This window comes from Microtetraspora sp. NBRC 13810 (assembly GCF_030268685.1).
GTDB lineage: Bacteria > Actinomycetota > Actinomycetes > Streptosporangiales > Streptosporangiaceae > BSRQ01.
Map to the genome: position 1 here is coordinate 124,007 of NZ_BSRQ01000020.1, position 16,177 is coordinate 140,183.

The following is a 16,177-nucleotide window of genomic DNA, read 5'->3' on the forward strand; positions in this document are numbered from 1 at the left end:
CTCACTTCTCTTCCGTCTGGTCCGCGGGGCCGTTGAAGCAGATCGCCTCGGGCACCCTGACCATCTGCAAGGCCAGGTCGGCGGGTCCCAGGGGGCCGACAGGGGTGCCGTGCGCGGTGTCGAGGGCCTGGCCGAGTGCGGGGACGAGCGAACCGAGGTCGAGGACGAGGCCGGTGCCGGTCCGCAGGTGGTCCAGGACGCGGAACGTCACGTAGGGGAACGGGTCTCCCAGCGTGGGCGGCAGCAGGTGGCGCAGCGGGATGAGGCCGTCGTCGTCGACGCCGAACCGGAAGCCTTCGTGCGGTTCCCGTAGCTCGACCGTGTCGGGGATCCCGTCGAACAGGCACAGCAGCACCGTCGGGGAGAGGTGGTCCATCCGCAGCACCGGCAGCAGTTGGCCGGTGGGGTCGTAGCCTCGGACGACCAGGTTCGGCCAGCCGGAGACGATCGCGGAGCGGAGCAGGAAACCCGAGATCCGCCCTGGTGCCGCCGTCGCGCGGGACCCGCCGCGGGTGGGGCGGGGGCGGGTGATGCCGCGTTGGGTGTCGCGGTGGGCGGCGGCCTCCTGGGCGGCGGCGGCGCGGACGGCGTCGCCCATGATCTGGTCCTGGAGGGTGTCGCGGCTGGACTGCGCGCCGATGCTGAGGGCGCCGGAGACCAGCGCGTCCAGCCAGTTCGGGTCGAGGTGGAAGAAGCGCAGCGACTCCGGTGGCAGCATCCGCTCGTCGGCGACCAGTTGGGTGAACGGTACGCCGTTGAGCAGCAGCCGCTGCCCCAGCCAGTTCGCGACCGGGGCCAGGTCGTCCTTGAGGGGGGCCTCGCCGAGCGCGTCGGTGATGGCGGACCGGGTCTGCGCGGAGTCGAGGAAGTCCGCGAGGGCTTTCGCCTGGTCGCCGGGTGGCGCGGCGGGGGCGGGTGGTGACCAGGTCCCGGTGGCGTCGGGTGGTGGTGCGCCGAGGACGGTCAGCAGGTGGCCGTCGAGCATGGCGCCGAACGCCGCGCGGGCGGTTGCCGCCGCCGGCCCGCCGCCCGCCGGGAGGTGTGTGCTGGTCGCCTGATGGTAGAGGGCGTCGACCAGGGTCCGGCCCCCGCGTTTCAGGGCCGTGAGGTGCTGGGCGAAGGCGGAGTCCGCCAGGGCGAGTGCCCGGCCGGTCTCGAAGGCGGCTGCCAGCGACAGGTCGAAGGTTCCCCATGCCGGGTCGTAGCCGATGAGTTCGTCCGCCGACGTGGCGCCGGCCGCCTGGGGGGTGGTGGCGGGCACGACCGGGGTGAGCGGTCCGCGGTACCAGCCGTAGGTGGTCTCGCCGGAGCGGGTCACGTAGGGCAGGGGGACGTAGCCGTCGTCGAGCCGCCGGGCGACCTGCCGCCGGGGGTCGGCGGTGTCGTCCGTGTCCGGGTAGGGGGAGGTCAGTCTGAGCCACATCTCCTCGCGCGGCGCCGTCTCGGTGGAGTGCGGGCGGCGGGTCAGACCTTCGGCGAGTTCGCGGAAGTCGGCCTGGGGGTCGGCGTGACACCACAGGGACCAGCTGTACAGGGAGAGCAGCGCGACCGAGGTGTGGCCGGTGAAGTCGGGGTTGTCCACCAGGATCTTCTGGTGGCCTTCGAGGGAGACGAGGTGCACGATGTTCTTGGCGCCGGTCGCGGAGTCGGGTGGGGCGGCGGCCGGGAAGCGGCCCGCGACGATCACGGAGAACAGTCCGTCCTCGTCGATGCCGAGGATGGGCCGGTCGCCGGTGTTGGCGCCGCGGCAGTGCGCCAGGAACCTCAGCTCCTCCAGCCGGGGCGCCACCGCCTGGAAGTCCTCGGCGGTGACCTGGATGTAGCGGCAGGGCGTGTCCTGGTCGATGTCGGCTTCCAGGGTCATGCCGGGTTTGAGGACGGCTGGGTCCGGGGTGAGGAAGTCCCGTACGGTGGCGGAGATCGTCCGGGTCGGGTCGGTGGCGGCCCCGGTGAGCTGGTCGTCGGTGAGGACCAGCAGCGCCAGCCAGGGGGTGCCGGCCGGGGCGCCGTCCATCGCGCGTTCCCACGGCAGCATGGGGTCGCCGAGCACCACGTGCGGGAGCACCTCGGCGAACCGGCCGACGGCGCCGTCAGGAGGCTGGGTGGCGACGACGGCGCCGGTGTCGATCGACACCTGGGGGCCGCGGACGGTGAACTGCTGCACGGCCTGGAACTGCCCGCCGTCGATGATCGACGACGCGCCGGAGCCGGTTCCGGTCCGCAGGTCGTGGGTGACCTTGACGGAATAGTCGCCGGCCTGGAGACCGGGCAGGTAGTCGTCGTGGAGCTCGATGTCCCCCAGCGGGATGGTGTCGCGCGCGGAGTGGATCCGGCCTGGGCTCATCTGGGGCTCCCCGTTTCCTGGATCATCGGTGGCCGGCTGTAGAGGTGGCCCGCGCCGGCCGCCAGCCCGGTGAGGCTGTCGTTGTCACCGGTGTAGAGCCGGGCGTCGGCCAGGGCCGCGTACACCTGATCCCGGTGGGTTCTCGGCGGGTCCGTCGCGGCCTCGCCGAGGAGCTGGAGGGCGGAGGGGTCGGGCGCGCAGAGGTAGTCGTCGTTGAGGCCGGGGTGCTGGGGGAGTGGTGAGAGGCCGGGCGGGATCTCCTCGGCGTCGTACTTGCTGAGGGGGAAGACCCCGCGGGAGCCGGCGAGGACGGGCCGGGGCGCCTGCACCGTGTATCCGACCGGTTGGCCGGGGACGACGTCGGCGCTGGGTGCGCCGGGTGTGTGGCTGAACGGGGCCGGTGGGGCTCCCCACAGGGACGCGGGCAGGTTGTGGGTGCGGACGGTGAGAGTCCAGTCCTCGACGGGGTGGCCGTCGTGCGACACGGTCACGCGGTGCACTCCGGCGAGGCCGGTCCGGTTCATGGGGCGGATGTCGATGCTCGGCCCGTCGCCTGGTTGGGCGGGCTCCAGTGGAGTGTCGCCGATCCTGAGGTGGCTGGCGGGGGCGGCGGACTGGGTGACGAAGCACAGGTCGCGGGCTCGTACCAGCCACCGCTTCCCGCTGCCGCCGGTGCCGTCGCCGGTGTCCGGGATGGTCCTGTCCAGTCCGCTCACCGGCGAGACGGTGACCATGTGGTCGCGGTCGGGCAGCATGCTGCTGAACGCGGACCACTCCAGCGGTGTGGCCTGCGCGCCGCCGCGACCGGCTCCGAAACTGATGGTCTTGGAGAAGCACAGGAAGTGCGCGGTGACCGATCCGCCGGTCGGCGGTCCCCACAGTTCGAGCTCGGCGCCGACGGAGACGCTGACCGTCTTGTGGATGAACAGGAAGTCGACGCGGTAGGAGGCGCCGATGCTGACCGCGATGCGGGCGGTGAAGAAGAACGGCCGCCAGGAGATCAGGAGGTCGGCCTGGGCCGTGAACCACGCCTTGAAACTCCCGGAGTGGTACACGACGCTGAGCGCGGCCCCTGCCATGCCGCATGACGGTGTCACGGCCAGGTAGGCGCCGGCGGTGATGGACACGGAGCTGCTGACGGCCCAGTTGATACCCAGCCGGGGTACGTCGGGGTAGTAGGAGGGGCGGTCGAACGCAGGGTGGTAGCCGCCGAGGGTGATGACGAACTGCCCGGCGTTGGGGTTGTCGCCGAACCAGACCGAGGCGGCGAATCCACCGGTCAGGTGACAGTCGGGGGTCAGCACGTAGGACGCGGGCGACAACTGGGCCTGCACCTCGAAGGTGCCCTCGGTGGGGCGTAGTGCCGCCTCCAGGCCGAGTTCGGCGTAGACGTAGGTGGCCGACGACTCGTCCTTCAGCGGCAGTCGCAGCGTGGCCGTGCCCAGGAGGGCGAAGATCAGGTCCTGGCCGAACTCCGCGGCCAGGACCACCTTGGACGTCGCGACCTCGAAGAGGGTGAGCTCGATCCCGGCGGCCAGCCAGTAGCTGCCCTGTCTGGGGCTGACCCACGTCCGCGGCTGGTCTCCGGTCACGGCCGGCCGGCGGCCTTCCAGCACGTCGAGGACCTGCGTGGCGTCCTGTCCGCCCTGGTCGTTGAGCACGAGGAAGGGGAAGCCCGGCACCTCCCGCACGGTGGGCAGGGTCAGCTCGCGGTTGAACCCGAACCCCGCCATCAGGCCGGTGATCTCCACCGGCGGCGGGCCGCCCATCGGGACTTCCAGTTGCGCGAAGACGAACAGCGACGGCTCACCCGTGGCCAGTTGCGCGTACGAGCCGACGGCGGCGAGGGAGAACTTCTCGGCGGAGACGACCGCGGCGCCGTCGTACTCGAAGGCCACCCTGGCCGGTGGGGGCACGATGCGCAGCAGGGCTCCGGAGATCTTCACCGACGGGGCGCTGTAGTCCAGGCCGAGCCCGGAGAGGCTGAACGTCGGGGCGAACTTCTCCAGCGGAGAGCCGACCGCCAGGCCGTCGAGGGAGAGCTTCAGCGGGCCGAGCGTTATCGCGGCGTCGAGCGCGAACAACAGCGCGTGTTCCTGGTAGAGCAAGCCGACCCGGTTGACCTGGAGCACACCGAGCTGTTTCTGCACCTGCACCCAGACACTGGTGGAGCCCGGCGACGCCGGGCGGTCCGCAAGGACGGCCGGGGCCGCCCAGGACTGCGGGGTGGACGGGGGGCCGGCGGGGGCGGGCAGGCCGAGCGCCACCGGTGTGGTGCCCGTGCCGATCCGCAGTTCGGCGACGGCGGCCAGTCCCTTCTGCAGGCCCGCGCCCGGCAGGGGCAGTACGCCGTTGCCGCCGAGCAGGGTGTTGACCGCGGCGGCGGTCGTGGCGTCGAGGGCGTCGGAGCTGTAGAGGACCTGGAGGTTGTCGACGCCGAGCGTCCCCGCGGAGGACAGGAACCCGCCGACCAGCGGAAGCTGGGAGAGGTCGATGTCGGCGGAGAGATCGAAGCCGACGCAGAAGCACGCTGGCCCGTCGGGGCGTTTCACCCGGACGAACTTGGCGTCGGTCAGATCGATGCGCAGACTGTCGGGGATCATCGAGGCGAGTTCGGCGGAGAAGGCGGCCACCCAGTCGTGCGGGACCACCGTGGCGCCCTTGCTGCCGCCGCTGTAGGTGGCGGCGAAGGCGTCCAGGCCGCTGTGGGTGTCGAAGACGAGGTCCAGCTCGAAGCCGTCGATCGACAGTGTGCCGCCGTACCGGGTGCCGGTGTCGTCCTGGGTGACGGTCGCGCCGATCGACAGCGTGACGTCGTCCGTGAGCGCGAGGTCGCCGCGGCAGGTGAAATCGAACCGGTCGGTGCCGGTGGTGTGGGAGAGCCAGAGGCTGGTGAGTTCCAGGCTTTCCACGGGCTTGGGTACGCCGGTCAGGTGGAGCGCGTCGGTCAGCGCCCGCACCGTGACGGCGTCGTCGGCCAGTATGCCGCCTTCGAAGGCCCAGCCGCCGCCCTTGCCGGTGGGCATGGCCGCGCTGACGCCGATGGTGATCGACGGCCCGATCGTCACCGTGCCCGCGAACCGGGCCACGAACTTCTCGACGGTGTCGTAGGAGATCTCCAGGGACAGGCTCGTGAGCGTGAAGGGGCCGACCTGCCAGTCGCCCGTGAGCGTCATGCCGACCTGGTAGATGTCGCCCAGGCCGGCGGTGAAGTCCAGTTCGCTGACGTCGAGGCCGGCCGGCACGTCGACGGCCGGGAGCCCGAAGGAGCCCAGCAGTGCCGGGATGCCGATCGGCGTGTGCTCGTGCAGGCCGCCGGTGACGTACAGGTCCGGCAGCCACAGCCGGATGTCCATGGTGAGGTCGCCGACCGTGAGCACGGCGGCGACCGCGACGGATGTCACCGGGTAGGTGACCGGTTCGGCCTCCGGGTTCCGCTCCAGGCGGTAGTCGAAGCCGGCGACCTGTCCGAAGGTGAGCCCCAGGTCACTCAGTCCGCTCCGCACCGGTCCGCGCAGGTCGTCGCCGCCCAGTCGTCCGACGAGCGCGTCCAGCGAGAACGCGCCGGAGTCGGGCGACCGTACCGCCGCGGTCAGTTCGTCGTCCTCGTCGGCGGTCAGCGTGACCACCACCGTGATCCCGTCGAACGCACCGCTGAGCGTGCAGGTGACGACGCCGTCCGCGGTCACGGTCACCGTGACGCCGCTCACCGTGGTGGCCGCGGTCGCGTCGGCGGGCCACGCCTGCGCGGCGCAGGTGAGGGTCAGCGTCAGCGTGGTGTGGTGCCCGTCGATCTCCGGCCGTCCGGAGCCGGCCCCGCCCGTGATCCTCCGGCCGGTGAAGGTGGCGAGCATGTCCCTCAACCGGGCGGGCAGTACGGTGTCCGCCGCGTCGAGGACCGGTGGGTCTCCGAGGCCGTCCAGGTGCGTCCTGAGCGCGTCCAGATCCACTGGATCGTTCCCCTCGGCCTGCGTGCGGGCCCGGGTACCGGTTCGTGGCTCGTCCTGTGACTCTCTCACGACTCTCTCCACCTGGCCCCCTCGTCCCCCAGGACTTCGGCCGCCTGATCCGCGGTGATGTTCAGCCCGTCATATGTGAACACGAAGGATTCGTCGGGTGGTTTGCCGGTGGATTTGTCGCCGGCTCTCCTGCTGTACTTGCTCCAGTCCTTGATCGCCTCTTTGAACGGGGGGATTTTCTTGCCGTCGCTCCATTCGTACTGTGAGGCGGGGCGCACGTCCTGTCTTATCCCCTGGGTCCAGTTTTTCCGGAACTCCTGGCAGTAGGCGTCGAAGCGGGCCATCTCGGCCAGCATTCTGGCGATCAGGCGGAAGGCGAGCTGCGCGTTCGGGAGCTTGCCTTCTTTGCCGTCGGTGACGGCGCGCAGATAGTCGTGGAGTATTCTCACTTGCTCGAAGAGGGTCTTCCTGGAGAACGTGGATCCGTCGACGTCCTGCCCCTGGCCGTAATCCGAGCGGACGAATTTGTATTCCTCCCGCCAGGTCACCTCGGTGGGCAGTGCGCCCGGGTCGTGGGCCTCGTCGCTGCCCCACGCGGCCACGAACGGCCGCCCCGCGTCGATCGCCCAGCCGCGCAGGTAGAGGTTCTGCTTCTCGAAGTACAGCCGGACGGTCTCGGTGTGTTTCCCGCCCTGTCGATTCTTCAGGACCAGATCCACCCGGAAGAACCGGCCGTCCGCCCCGTCCTGGGGGGAGCTTTTGTAGCGTTCCCGCAGGAAGTCGATCGTATGCTGATACGCAATGGTGCCGGCGGCCATTTCGTAGAGCTTGAGGATGTCTTCTCTCCTCAGCACCATGCCCGGCCTCTTCTAATGTGGGCAGCATTGTGACACGACTCGAAAACAAATTTCTCCCGCAGTGCGGGCCTCCCCGTCCATATCGCCGGGATACCTCGGGCGAAATCCATCCTGCGCCCCATCCATGAACGACTTTGCCATTCTTCGTGCAACAGCACAACGCCTCGGAGGAAAGATCGTCGATCAGGTAAGCCGACACTCTCCGGCAGGGCAGCCGCCGTGCGCGGGCCGAGCTGGGCGTATGCGAGGACGCGGGTGCGGCCGGGTCCGCGGGGTCACGGGAACCCAGACGAAGTCCGTACGGTCACGCCTTGACCCTTGACCGCGCGCGGAGATCTGGTACGCGAGGAGCCGCCTGTGCCCTGCGCCGGAGGCGGCGGCGTGCTGGGGGAGAGGAGTTCGATTTGTCCAACAGGTCCGATTCCTCTATAATCTACCTGTGATACATGTATCTGCCCTTCGCAAGGTGTACAGCACCGGCGTGGTGGCGCTCGACGGTGTCGACCTCGACGTGCGCGAGGGCGAGATCTTCGGCGTGCTCGGGCAGAGCGGCGCCGGTAAGAGCACGCTCCTCCGCTGCGTCAACCTGCTGGAGCGGCCCACCAGCGGCGTCGTGACCGTGGACGGCCAGGACCTCACCGGCCTCGGCGGCGCCGAGCTGCGCCGGGCCAGGCAACGGATCGGGATGATCCACCAGCACTTCGCGCTGTTGTCGTCCCGTACGGTCGCCGCGAACGTCGCCTTCCCCCTGGAAGTGGCCAAGGTGCCCAGGGCGGACCGCCGGGCACGGGTCGCGGAGTTGCTGGAGCTGGTCGGGCTGGCCGACAAGGCCGACGCGTACCCCGCGCAGTTGTCCGGCGGGCAGAAGCAGCGCGTCGGCATCGCCCGGGCACTCGCCGGCCGGCCCAAGGTGCTGCTGTCCGACGAGGCCACCAGCGCCCTCGACCCCGGCACCACGCAGTCGATCCTCGCCCTGCTCCGCCGGTTGAACGCCGACCTGGGCCTGACGATCCTGCTCATCACGCACGAGATGCAGGTCATCAAGAGCGTGTGCGACTCGGCCGCCGTCATGGGCGCCGGCAGGGTGCTGGAGTCCGGACGGGTGCACGATCTCATCGCCCGCCCCGGCTCGCTGCTCACCCCCGAGCTCTTCCCGCTCCCCGAGCCGGCTCCGCCGGGCAGCGTCACGGTGACCTTCGCCGCCGGGCAGGCCGGCGAGGCGGTGCTGTCCGGCCTGGTGCGCCGGTTCGACGTGGACGTCGACATCCTCGGCGGCTCGCTGGAGGAGCTGCGCGGGATCACCGTGGGCCGCCTGCGGCTGCGCGTCACCGGCTCGGAGGCCGAAGCCTCCCTCGCCCACCTGCGCGAACGCGGCCTGCTCGTCGAGCCCGCGTCCGGGGAGACCGCTTCGGGGGAGGCCGGGCCGGCGTCCGAACAGCCCGCTGCCGCAGACCACCAGCGCCAGGAGAGCCGATGACCTTCGACGAACTGCTTCCCGCGCTGTGGCAGGCCACGGCGGAGACCGCACAGATGGTCTTCTGGTCCACGCTGCTGACGGCGCTGCTCGGCCTGCCCCTCGGGGTGCTGCTGGTCACCACCGACCGGGGCGGACTGACCCCGCTGCCCGCCGTCAAGGCCGTGCTCGGCGCGGTCGTCAACGTCGGCCGGTCGCTGCCGTTCATCGTGCTGCTGGTGGCGATCCTGCCGTTCACCCGGCTGGTGACCGGTACGACGATCGGCACCGTGGCGGCCATCGTCCCGCTGACCCTCGGGGCGGTGCCGTTCTACGCCCGCCTGGTGGAGACGGCGCTGCGCGGCGTGGGCCGCGAGCTGGTGGAGGCCGCGCAGGCCATGGGGGCGCGGCGGACCACCGTCGTGGTGAAGGTGCTGTTGCCCGAAGCGCTGCCCGGGCTGGTCGCCGGGCTCACCGTCAGCGTCGTGGCGCTGATCGGCTACTCGGCGATGGCCGGGGCGATCGGCGGCGGCGGCCTCGGCGACCTCGCCATCCGGTACGGCTACCAGCGGTTCGAGACGGCCGTGATGATCGTCACGGTCGTGCTGCTCATCGTGATCGTCCAGCTTGTCCAGAGCCTCGGCGACGTCGTCGCGCGCAGGCTGTCCCATAGATAGGAGATGTTCGGAGTGCGCAGAATATTCGCGGCGGTGGCCGCCGCCGCGCTGGCGTTGACACTGACGGCGTGTGGCGGATCGGATTCCACGGCGAGCCCGGCGACCGCCGCGCCGGACGCCCCGCTGAAGGTCGGGGTGAGCCCGGTGCCGCACGCGGAGATCCTCAAGTACGTCAGCGACAACCTGGCCGCCAAGGCGGGGCTCAAGCTGGACATCGTGGAGTTCACCGACTACGTGCAGCCGAACGTCCAGCTCCAGGAGAGCCGGCTCGACGCCAACTACTTCCAGCACCGGCCCTACCTCGCCGACTTCCTGAAGTCCAAGGGCGGGCAGGAGCTCACGTTCGTGCAGGCCGTGCACCTGGAGCCGCTCGGCCTCTACTCCAAGAAGGTGAAGAGCGCGGCCGAACTGCCCAGCGGCGGCACGGTCGCGCTGCCGAACGACGCCACCAACCTCGGCCGGGCGCTCAAGCTGCTGGAGGACAACGGCGTGATCACGCTGAAGCCGGGCGTCGGCACCGCCGCCACCGAGCGCGACGTGGCGGACAACCCGAAGAACCTCCAGTTCAAGCCGCTGGAGGCGGCGCAGCTCCCGCGGTCCCTCGACGACGTGGACGCCGCCGTCATCAACGGCAACTACGCCCTGGAGGCCGATCTCACGCCGGCCACCGACGCGCTGGTGCTGGAGAAGGCCGAGGGCAACCCGTACGCCAACGGCCTGGTGGTGCGGAAGGGCCAGGAGAACGACCCCCGGGTCAAGAAGCTGGCCGAGTTGCTGGCCGGTCCGGAGGTCAAGAAGTTCATCGAGGACAAGTACAAGGGTTCGGTGATTCCTTCGACGTCGTGACCGGCCGCGAGCCACCGGGTTCGGCGTCCCCCCGCCGGACCCGCGTGCCCGCGGGCGCTCCGCTCGGAGTTCGTCCCCGTTGACCCGGACGCCCACCGGGAGACATCCGGCGACGCGGACGGTGTGGCCCGCCGGCGAACGCGATCCCTTCACCGTCCGCGTCACAGGAGTCCGCGCACCCCCTCCAGACATGTTCTGTACCGACTGGTATGTACTGCCCGCCGACTACGACATGCGGATCATCCGCAGGCGGCCAGAACATCATCCGGGACTTCGGGCGTCCGGTCGCACGGCACTGGACGGGCATCGCCTGCCACGCCGGCCTCGCCCGTACGGCGCCTCCCCGGGCGGCTTCCGGTCGCCTCACCCCCATGGCGACGGAGGCCGCAGGCGGGCCGCCCACACCGGCGCCCGGCCGGCGGACCCGAGCCGGTAGGCGTCCAGCAGCCAGTCGGCCAGCCGGTCCCGGTCGATGACGACCAGGTCGTGCTCACGCGCCGCCCGCATGGCCGCCGCGGTGAGCCGGTTGGAGATCACCAGCACCCCTTGGTGCTCGCGGTACCTCCTGGCCTGCAACGCCCCGACGAAGTCACGGACGCCGCCCGGCCCGAGCGGCCTGCTGTAGTACTTGCACTGGATCGCGTACGGCCGGCCGTCCGGCGCGACGCCCAGCACGTCCACTCCGCCGTCTCCGGCGCCACCGACGACACGAACCTGACGGAACCCGTCCCGGCGCAGCAACTCGGCGGCGAGTTCCTCGAACAGCGCCGGGTCGAGGGCGTCCACCCCGGCCCGCCGCAACGCCTCCACGCGATACCGCGCCCCGACCCGGCGCACCCCCACCACGACGGCCGCCCCGACGCCGAGCACCAGCACGGCGGCCACGACCACGGCCGGCCATGCCGAGGCCAGGAAGTCGACCGCAAGCGGGATCATGAACACCACCGCGAGCAGCGCGAACGGCCATAACACAACGCCTGTGCCGGCACGGCGCCGCCGCGTGTTCCGTCTCGGTGCCGGTGATCGGCGCCTCACCATCGCAACCTCCAACGGGGGAAGAAGGAGCCGCCGCCAAGTGTGAACGACGCCGGTGACAAAACCTCCTCCGAATAGCTGTAATGCTGATAGGAATGCCATGGAATCTCGATGGCGTTCCAGAGGGGGCCGACCTCGCGGCGACCAGGTCAAGGATGCGTGTGCCGGTCGAGGCCGAGCGTGGCGATGAGGTCTTCGTGGAGCTGGAACCAGACGCTGTGGCAGGAGTCGGCGTCGGTGCGGTCCACCCAGGCGCCTTCCCCGGCTTGGGCGCGCGCCAGGGCCGCGGTGAATCGGGTGTCGTATCCACGAAACCGGGTCAGGACGCCGCCGAGCCGATCGGCCAGTGGCGTGAGTGCGCGGGAGATGCCGGCGAGTTCGTCGAGGACCCTGGCGTCCCAGGCGGGATCGCGGTGGTCGTTGGCGGCGAGCCGGTCGCCGGCGGTGGGCCGGAGTTGCCAGTCGGTGCAGGCTCGTAGCAGGAGGGCGTTCAGCGGGAGGAACTCGCGGTAGACGTCCCGGACCTCGTCGGCGCCGCCGACGCGTGCGAGCTCGGCCGCGAGCTGGCGCTCGTTCTCGGCCCGGCCCGTTTCGGTCAGCGACCAGCCCGCGGTGCCGGCGAAGGCGGCGTACCCGGCCCAGCCGCGCGCCTCGGCGTCGAGCAGCAGCTCTTCGGTCTGGGCCGCGTCGAGCCCGAACCGCCGCGCGATCACCGGGGTGTCCGCGAACCCGAGCATGCGCACCGCGTGCAGGGACAGCAGGCCGGGCGGAGAGTCGCGGGTCACGAGCCGGCGTCCTGTCGCGCAGTCAGGCGGTTGTAGTGCTGCTGGCACGCCTGGGGGGAGTTGAATCCCATCGCGTTCGCCATCTGCGCCCAGGTCAGTCCGGCGCTGCGGGCGATGAACAGCAGGGCGGATTCGAGTCCTTCGACTTCGGCGCGTGCGGCGGGCAGGAGGGCCAGCGCGCTCAGGACGTGCTCCGGGTCCAGGTCGGCGTTGCGCCAGACGGCGAACTGGACGAGGTCGACCGCCGACGGCGGGGCCGGCGGGGGGCGCCACGGACGGGCTTCGAGCGCGTCCGCGCCCAGGCGCAGAAGGCGTTCGCTCGCGTCGCGCTCGCGGTCGGCCTGGGCGTGGTCTGCGCGCCCGGTGTGAGTGATGTCCTGCTTGCGTGACATGACGTTTATGATCCACAATCAAGAAATTGTTGTCAATCTTTCGTTGAAAGGCGGGGTGGGTGATCGTACCCCTCATGTCGGCTGCCGCCGATACGTGCGGCGGCAAGGCCGGTGCGCTCGGCGCGCTGCTTCGCGCGGGACTGCCGGTTCCCGACGGCTTCGTCGTGTCGTTCGCCGCCTACCGCACCGCCGTCCGCGACCTGGACTTCGAGCGGTTCGCCGGCGAGCCGGACCGTCTCGACGACTTGCGGCGGGCGATCGAGGCCCGCCCGGTCCACGCCACCCTGATCGCCGCGCTCGGACGCGCGCTCGGCGAGCTCGGCGATCCGCCCGTCGCGGTGAGATCATCCGCCGCGCATGAGGACACCGGCCAGGCGTCGGCGGCCGGTCAGCACGACAGCTTTCTCGCCGTACGCGGAGCCGGCGCGGTCACCGACGCCGTCCGCGCCTGCTGGGCGTCGCTGTTCACTTCACGCGCCGTCGACTATCGGGGTGACTCCGGCCGTGGCGGCAGGCCCTTCGACGATCTCGTCATGGCCGTCCTCGTGCAACGCCATCTGGACGCCGAGGTGTCCGGGGTCATGTTCACCCCCGCGGACCCGCGCGACGCGATCCGCATCGAGGCGTCCTGGGGGCTCGGCCCCAGCGTCGTCGGCGGCACGGTCACCCCTGACGCCTACCGCATCGCCGAGGACGGGTCGGTCACCCGCACGGTCGCGCGCAAACGGACCCGCCTCGACCGGCGCGGCGGGCAGCTCGTCAGGTCCGACGTGCCCACCAGTGCCCGCAACCGGCCGACGATCGACGACGCGACCGCAGAACTGCTCGCCGAGCTGGGCAGGGAGATCGCCGCCGCACGCGGTGGACCACAGGACGTCGAGTGGGCGATCGCCGACGGCCGTACCTGGATCCTGCAGGCACGGCCGGTCACCGCCGCACCCCCGGCATGGCCTTCGCCTGCCGACCACACCCCGGCCGCCGCACCCCCGGCATGGCCTTCGCCTGCCGGCCACACCCCGGCCGCCGCGCCCACGCTGACCGGTACACCCGGCAGCCACGGGGTCGTGACCGGCACCGCGAGGATCATCCGCGGTCCCCGCGACTTCACGCGCGCGCACCCCGGCGACATCATCGTCTGCCCCTTCACCGACCCCGCCTGGACGCCGCTGCTGCGCATCGCGGCCGGCGTCATCACCGAAACCGGAGGCGTGCTCTCCCACGCCGCGATCGTCGCTCGCGAGCACGGCATCCCCGCGGTCCTCGGCATCCCGAACGCGACGAGCAGACTCCACGACGACAGCATCGTCACCCTCGACGGCACCACCGGCACCGTCACGGCGGCCTATGCGTGACCGACTCCGCTGCCTCTCCGGCCGGGGAGCCATCACCCGAGAGCCGCACCCACACCCACGTCACCCACGTCACCCGTCAGCCACGTCACCCACGTCACCCACGGATCGAACAGGAGACGGGCACCGCCCCGAACTGCTCATGACCACGCGACACCTCTACCTGGCACGCCACGGCGCGGCCGACGCATTCGGGAACCTCACCGACATCGGTCGCCGGCAGGCGGGCCTGCTGGGCGAACGGCTCGCGGGCCTACCGGTCGACACCGTGTGGCACTCTCCGCTGCCGCGCGCCGCGGCCAGCGCGCACGAACTAGCCCGGCACCTGCCGAACGCGCCCGTCGCCGAGGCCGCCGAACTCATCGACCATGTGCCCTACGTTCCCCAGGCGGCCGAAACACCCCCATCCTGGGCCGGCTTCTTCGACGGCTACGACGACGCCGAGGCGGCCGCGGGCCAGAAGCTCGCCGAGGCGGCCGCGGGCCAGAAGCTCGCCGAGGCCCTGGTCACCCGGTTCGCGAATTCCCCCGACCCAACCGCGACAGGAACCCGGCCCGAGACGCACGAGGTCCTGGTGACGCACGCCTACCAGATCGCATGGCTGGTGCGGCACGCCCTGGACGCGCCGCCTTCCCGCTGGCTCGGCCTGAACAGCGCCAACGCCGCACTGACGGTCATCGACTACCGCCCCGGCCTGCCGCCGACCCTCGTGGTGTTCAACGACCTGAGCCACCTCCCGGCCGACCTGCGCTGGACCGGATTCCCGGACGCCATGAGGCCATGAGACGGCTTCTCAAGGCCCGTACTCTCTGGGGTCCATCGAGGTCGCCCGGGGCAAACAGGGGGTTTGACGTTGCGTTTTCGTGAGTGGCAGGAGGTCGAGGCGGATCTGGTCGCCCATGGCTTTGTGCTGAAGGACGTACGGGACGTGCCTGATCGGCGGTAGAGAGTTCGTCTTCCCAGGTCTCATGTCGTCTCCCGGCCGGTGGCCGGGGTGAGGCCGTTGACCGCGATCACGTCGCGGTACCAGTACCCGGAGGATTTGATGGTCCTGTGCTGGGTTTCGTGGTCGACGTGGATCAGTCCGAAGCGGTTGTCGGGGTCGTCCAGCAGCGCCCACACGCTCCAGCCGCGAAGATCGACGCCGGCGCGGATGGCCTGGTGCGCGGCCTGCAGATGGTCATGGATGTACGAACGGCGGGCGGTGTCGTCGATGGTGCCGTCGGCCTCGACGGTGTCGGGGAAGGCGGCGCCGTTCTCGGCCACGTAGAGGGGCAGATCGCCGTAGCGGTCGCGGATGGCGCACAGGACGCCGGTCAGGCCGTCGGGGGCAATTTCCCATCCCGTGTCGGTGACCGCCCCGGCGGGGTCGGCCACACGCACGTTCAGCATGTCGGCCAGAACGGTCTCCTGGCGGTCGATCGCCGCCAGCTCGGCGATCCCGAGACCTTCGGGGAGTTCGCCGGCGGCGGCCCGGCCGCCGGGTTCCGGGTCGGCGACGGTCAGGCGCAGGTAGTAGACGACGCCGAGGAAGTCGATCGGGGTGGAGATGGTGGCCAGATCGCCCTCGGCCACCGGCGGCCAGTCCCGCCGCAGGCGCTCGGGGAGGTCTTCGGGGTAGGCGCCGAGCAGGATGGGGTCGAGGTAGAGCCGGTTGAAGTAGACGTCGGCTCGCCGGGCCGCGTCGCGATCGGGCCGGCGGGCCGACGCCGGGCGGATGTCGGTCATCACGGTGCTGACGCCGATCTCGCCGCTGGCCTCGGTCGCCCGGAACGCCTGGACGGCGCGGCCGTGCCCGAGCAGGAGGTGGTGGCCGACACGCAACGCGGTACGAAGGTCTCGGACGCCGGGGCCGTCCTCGCCGACGAGGTGGCCCAGGTGCACGATCGACCACGGCTCGCAGACAGTGAGCCAGCGGGGGACGCGGTCGCCCAGCCGGTCGTACACGCAGGCGGCGTAGTCGGCGAACCAGTCGGCGCAGTCGCGGTTCGCCCACCCTCCGCGATCTTGTAATGCCGCCGGCAGGTCCCAGTAGTAGAGGTAGGGGAAGGGCGTGATCCCGGCGTGCAGGAGCGCGTCGACGAGCGCGTCGTAGTGGTCGAGACCTCGCGGGTTCGCCGTCCCGGTCCCCTCGGGCAGGACGCGCGGCCAGGAGATCGAGAACCGGAACGCCTGCAGGCCGATCTCCCTGGCCAGGGCGATGTCCTCGCGGAAGCGCCGATAGTGATCGACTCCGTGGTCCAGGGACCCGCCCGAGGGTCTGTTGCCGGGGGTCCTGGCGAAGGTGTGCTGGATGGACGGCCCGGCCCCGTCCGCGAGCGGAGCGCCGTCCATGAGGAAGCCCGCGGTGGACGCACCCCAGAGAAACCCGGCGGGGAACCGCAGGCTGTCTTCCTCCCGAAAGCGCGCGGAGTTCGACATCTCGCCTCCTTGTTACATTGGCATATATACTAGGAATGTATACGACGATGTAACAGGAT

Annotated in this window: 12 protein-coding genes; 5 read left to right on the forward strand and 7 right to left on the reverse strand. The window is 70.9% G+C overall.

Annotated elements, in window-relative coordinates:
- Nucleotide 1: 1 nt before the first annotated feature.
- From QSK26_RS31985 to QSK26_RS31995, 3 genes are read right to left on the reverse strand one after another with little or no spacing between them, the layout of a single operon-like run.
- A complete protein-coding gene (locus QSK26_RS31985) occupies nt 2-2,344 on the reverse strand; it encodes a hypothetical protein (RefSeq protein ID WP_285779029.1) in 2,343 nt (780 codons plus the stop codon).
- Complete coding sequence (locus QSK26_RS31990; RefSeq protein ID WP_285779030.1) at nt 2,341-6,363, reverse strand: DUF6603 domain-containing protein; 4,023 nt, start codon at nt 6,361-6,363, stop codon at nt 2,341-2,343. The genes QSK26_RS31985 and QSK26_RS31990 overlap by 4 nt, the downstream gene beginning before the upstream one ends.
- A complete protein-coding gene (locus tag QSK26_RS31995; protein WP_285779031.1) occupies nt 6,360-7,160 on the reverse strand; it encodes a ribosome-inactivating family protein in 801 nt (266 codons plus the stop codon). Before QSK26_RS31995 ends, QSK26_RS31990 begins: the two co-directional genes overlap by 4 nt.
- 439 nt (nt 7,161-7,599) lie before the next feature.
- Here QSK26_RS31995 and QSK26_RS32000 point away from each other — a divergent pair, with 439 nt between their 5' ends.
- Genes QSK26_RS32000 through QSK26_RS32010 form a run of 3 tightly spaced genes read left to right on the forward strand, consistent with a single transcriptional unit; the run spans nt 7,600 to nt 10,136 of the window.
- A complete protein-coding gene (locus tag QSK26_RS32000) occupies nt 7,600-8,637 on the forward strand; it encodes a methionine ABC transporter ATP-binding protein (protein ID WP_285779032.1) in 1,038 nt (345 codons plus the stop codon).
- The gene (locus QSK26_RS32005; RefSeq protein WP_285779033.1) at nt 8,634-9,290 is read left to right on the forward strand and encodes a methionine ABC transporter permease; all 657 of its coding nucleotides are present in this window, start codon (nt 8,634-8,636) and stop codon (nt 9,288-9,290) included. The genes QSK26_RS32000 and QSK26_RS32005 overlap by 4 nt, the downstream gene beginning before the upstream one ends.
- Before the next feature lie 3 nt (nt 9,291-9,293).
- Nucleotides 9,294-10,136 (forward strand): MetQ/NlpA family ABC transporter substrate-binding protein, encoded by an 843-nt coding sequence (locus tag QSK26_RS32010; protein WP_502888767.1) that lies wholly within the window; start codon nt 9,294-9,296, stop codon nt 10,134-10,136.
- Nucleotides 10,137-10,499: 363 nt separating this feature from the next.
- Here QSK26_RS32010 and QSK26_RS32015 read toward each other — a convergent pair whose 3' ends face one another.
- The 3 genes from QSK26_RS32015 to QSK26_RS32025 form a co-directional block, all read right to left on the reverse strand.
- Entirely contained in the window at nt 10,500-11,072 is a 573-nt protein-coding gene (locus QSK26_RS32015) for a restriction endonuclease (RefSeq protein ID WP_285779035.1), read from the reverse strand.
- Nucleotides 11,073-11,320: 248 nt separating this feature from the next.
- Nucleotides 11,321-11,956 (reverse strand): transcriptional regulator, encoded by a 636-nt coding sequence (locus QSK26_RS32020; protein ID WP_285779036.1) that lies wholly within the window; start codon nt 11,954-11,956, stop codon nt 11,321-11,323.
- Complete coding sequence (locus tag QSK26_RS32025) at nt 11,953-12,348, reverse strand: DNA-binding protein (protein WP_285779037.1); 396 nt, start codon at nt 12,346-12,348, stop codon at nt 11,953-11,955. Before QSK26_RS32025 ends, QSK26_RS32020 begins: the two co-directional genes overlap by 4 nt.
- A 59-nt stretch (nt 12,349-12,407) precedes the next feature.
- Between QSK26_RS32025 and QSK26_RS32030 the strand changes: the two genes are divergently transcribed.
- Complete coding sequence (locus QSK26_RS32030; protein WP_285779038.1) at nt 12,408-13,700, forward strand: PEP/pyruvate-binding domain-containing protein; 1,293 nt, start codon at nt 12,408-12,410, stop codon at nt 13,698-13,700.
- Nucleotides 13,701-13,839: 139 nt separating this feature from the next.
- Nucleotides 13,840-14,481 carry a histidine phosphatase family protein gene (locus QSK26_RS32035; RefSeq protein ID WP_285779039.1) on the forward strand — a complete coding sequence of 214 codons (642 nt, stop codon included), beginning with the start codon at nt 13,840-13,842 and terminating at the stop codon, nt 14,479-14,481.
- Nucleotides 14,482-14,663: 182 nt separating this feature from the next.
- On the opposite strand, the gene QSK26_RS32040 is transcribed toward QSK26_RS32035, so the two are convergent.
- Nucleotides 14,664-16,118 carry a glycoside hydrolase family 1 protein gene (locus QSK26_RS32040; protein WP_285779040.1) on the reverse strand — a complete coding sequence of 485 codons (1,455 nt, stop codon included), beginning with the start codon at nt 16,116-16,118 and terminating at the stop codon, nt 14,664-14,666.
- Nucleotides 16,119-16,177 lie beyond the last annotated feature (59 nt).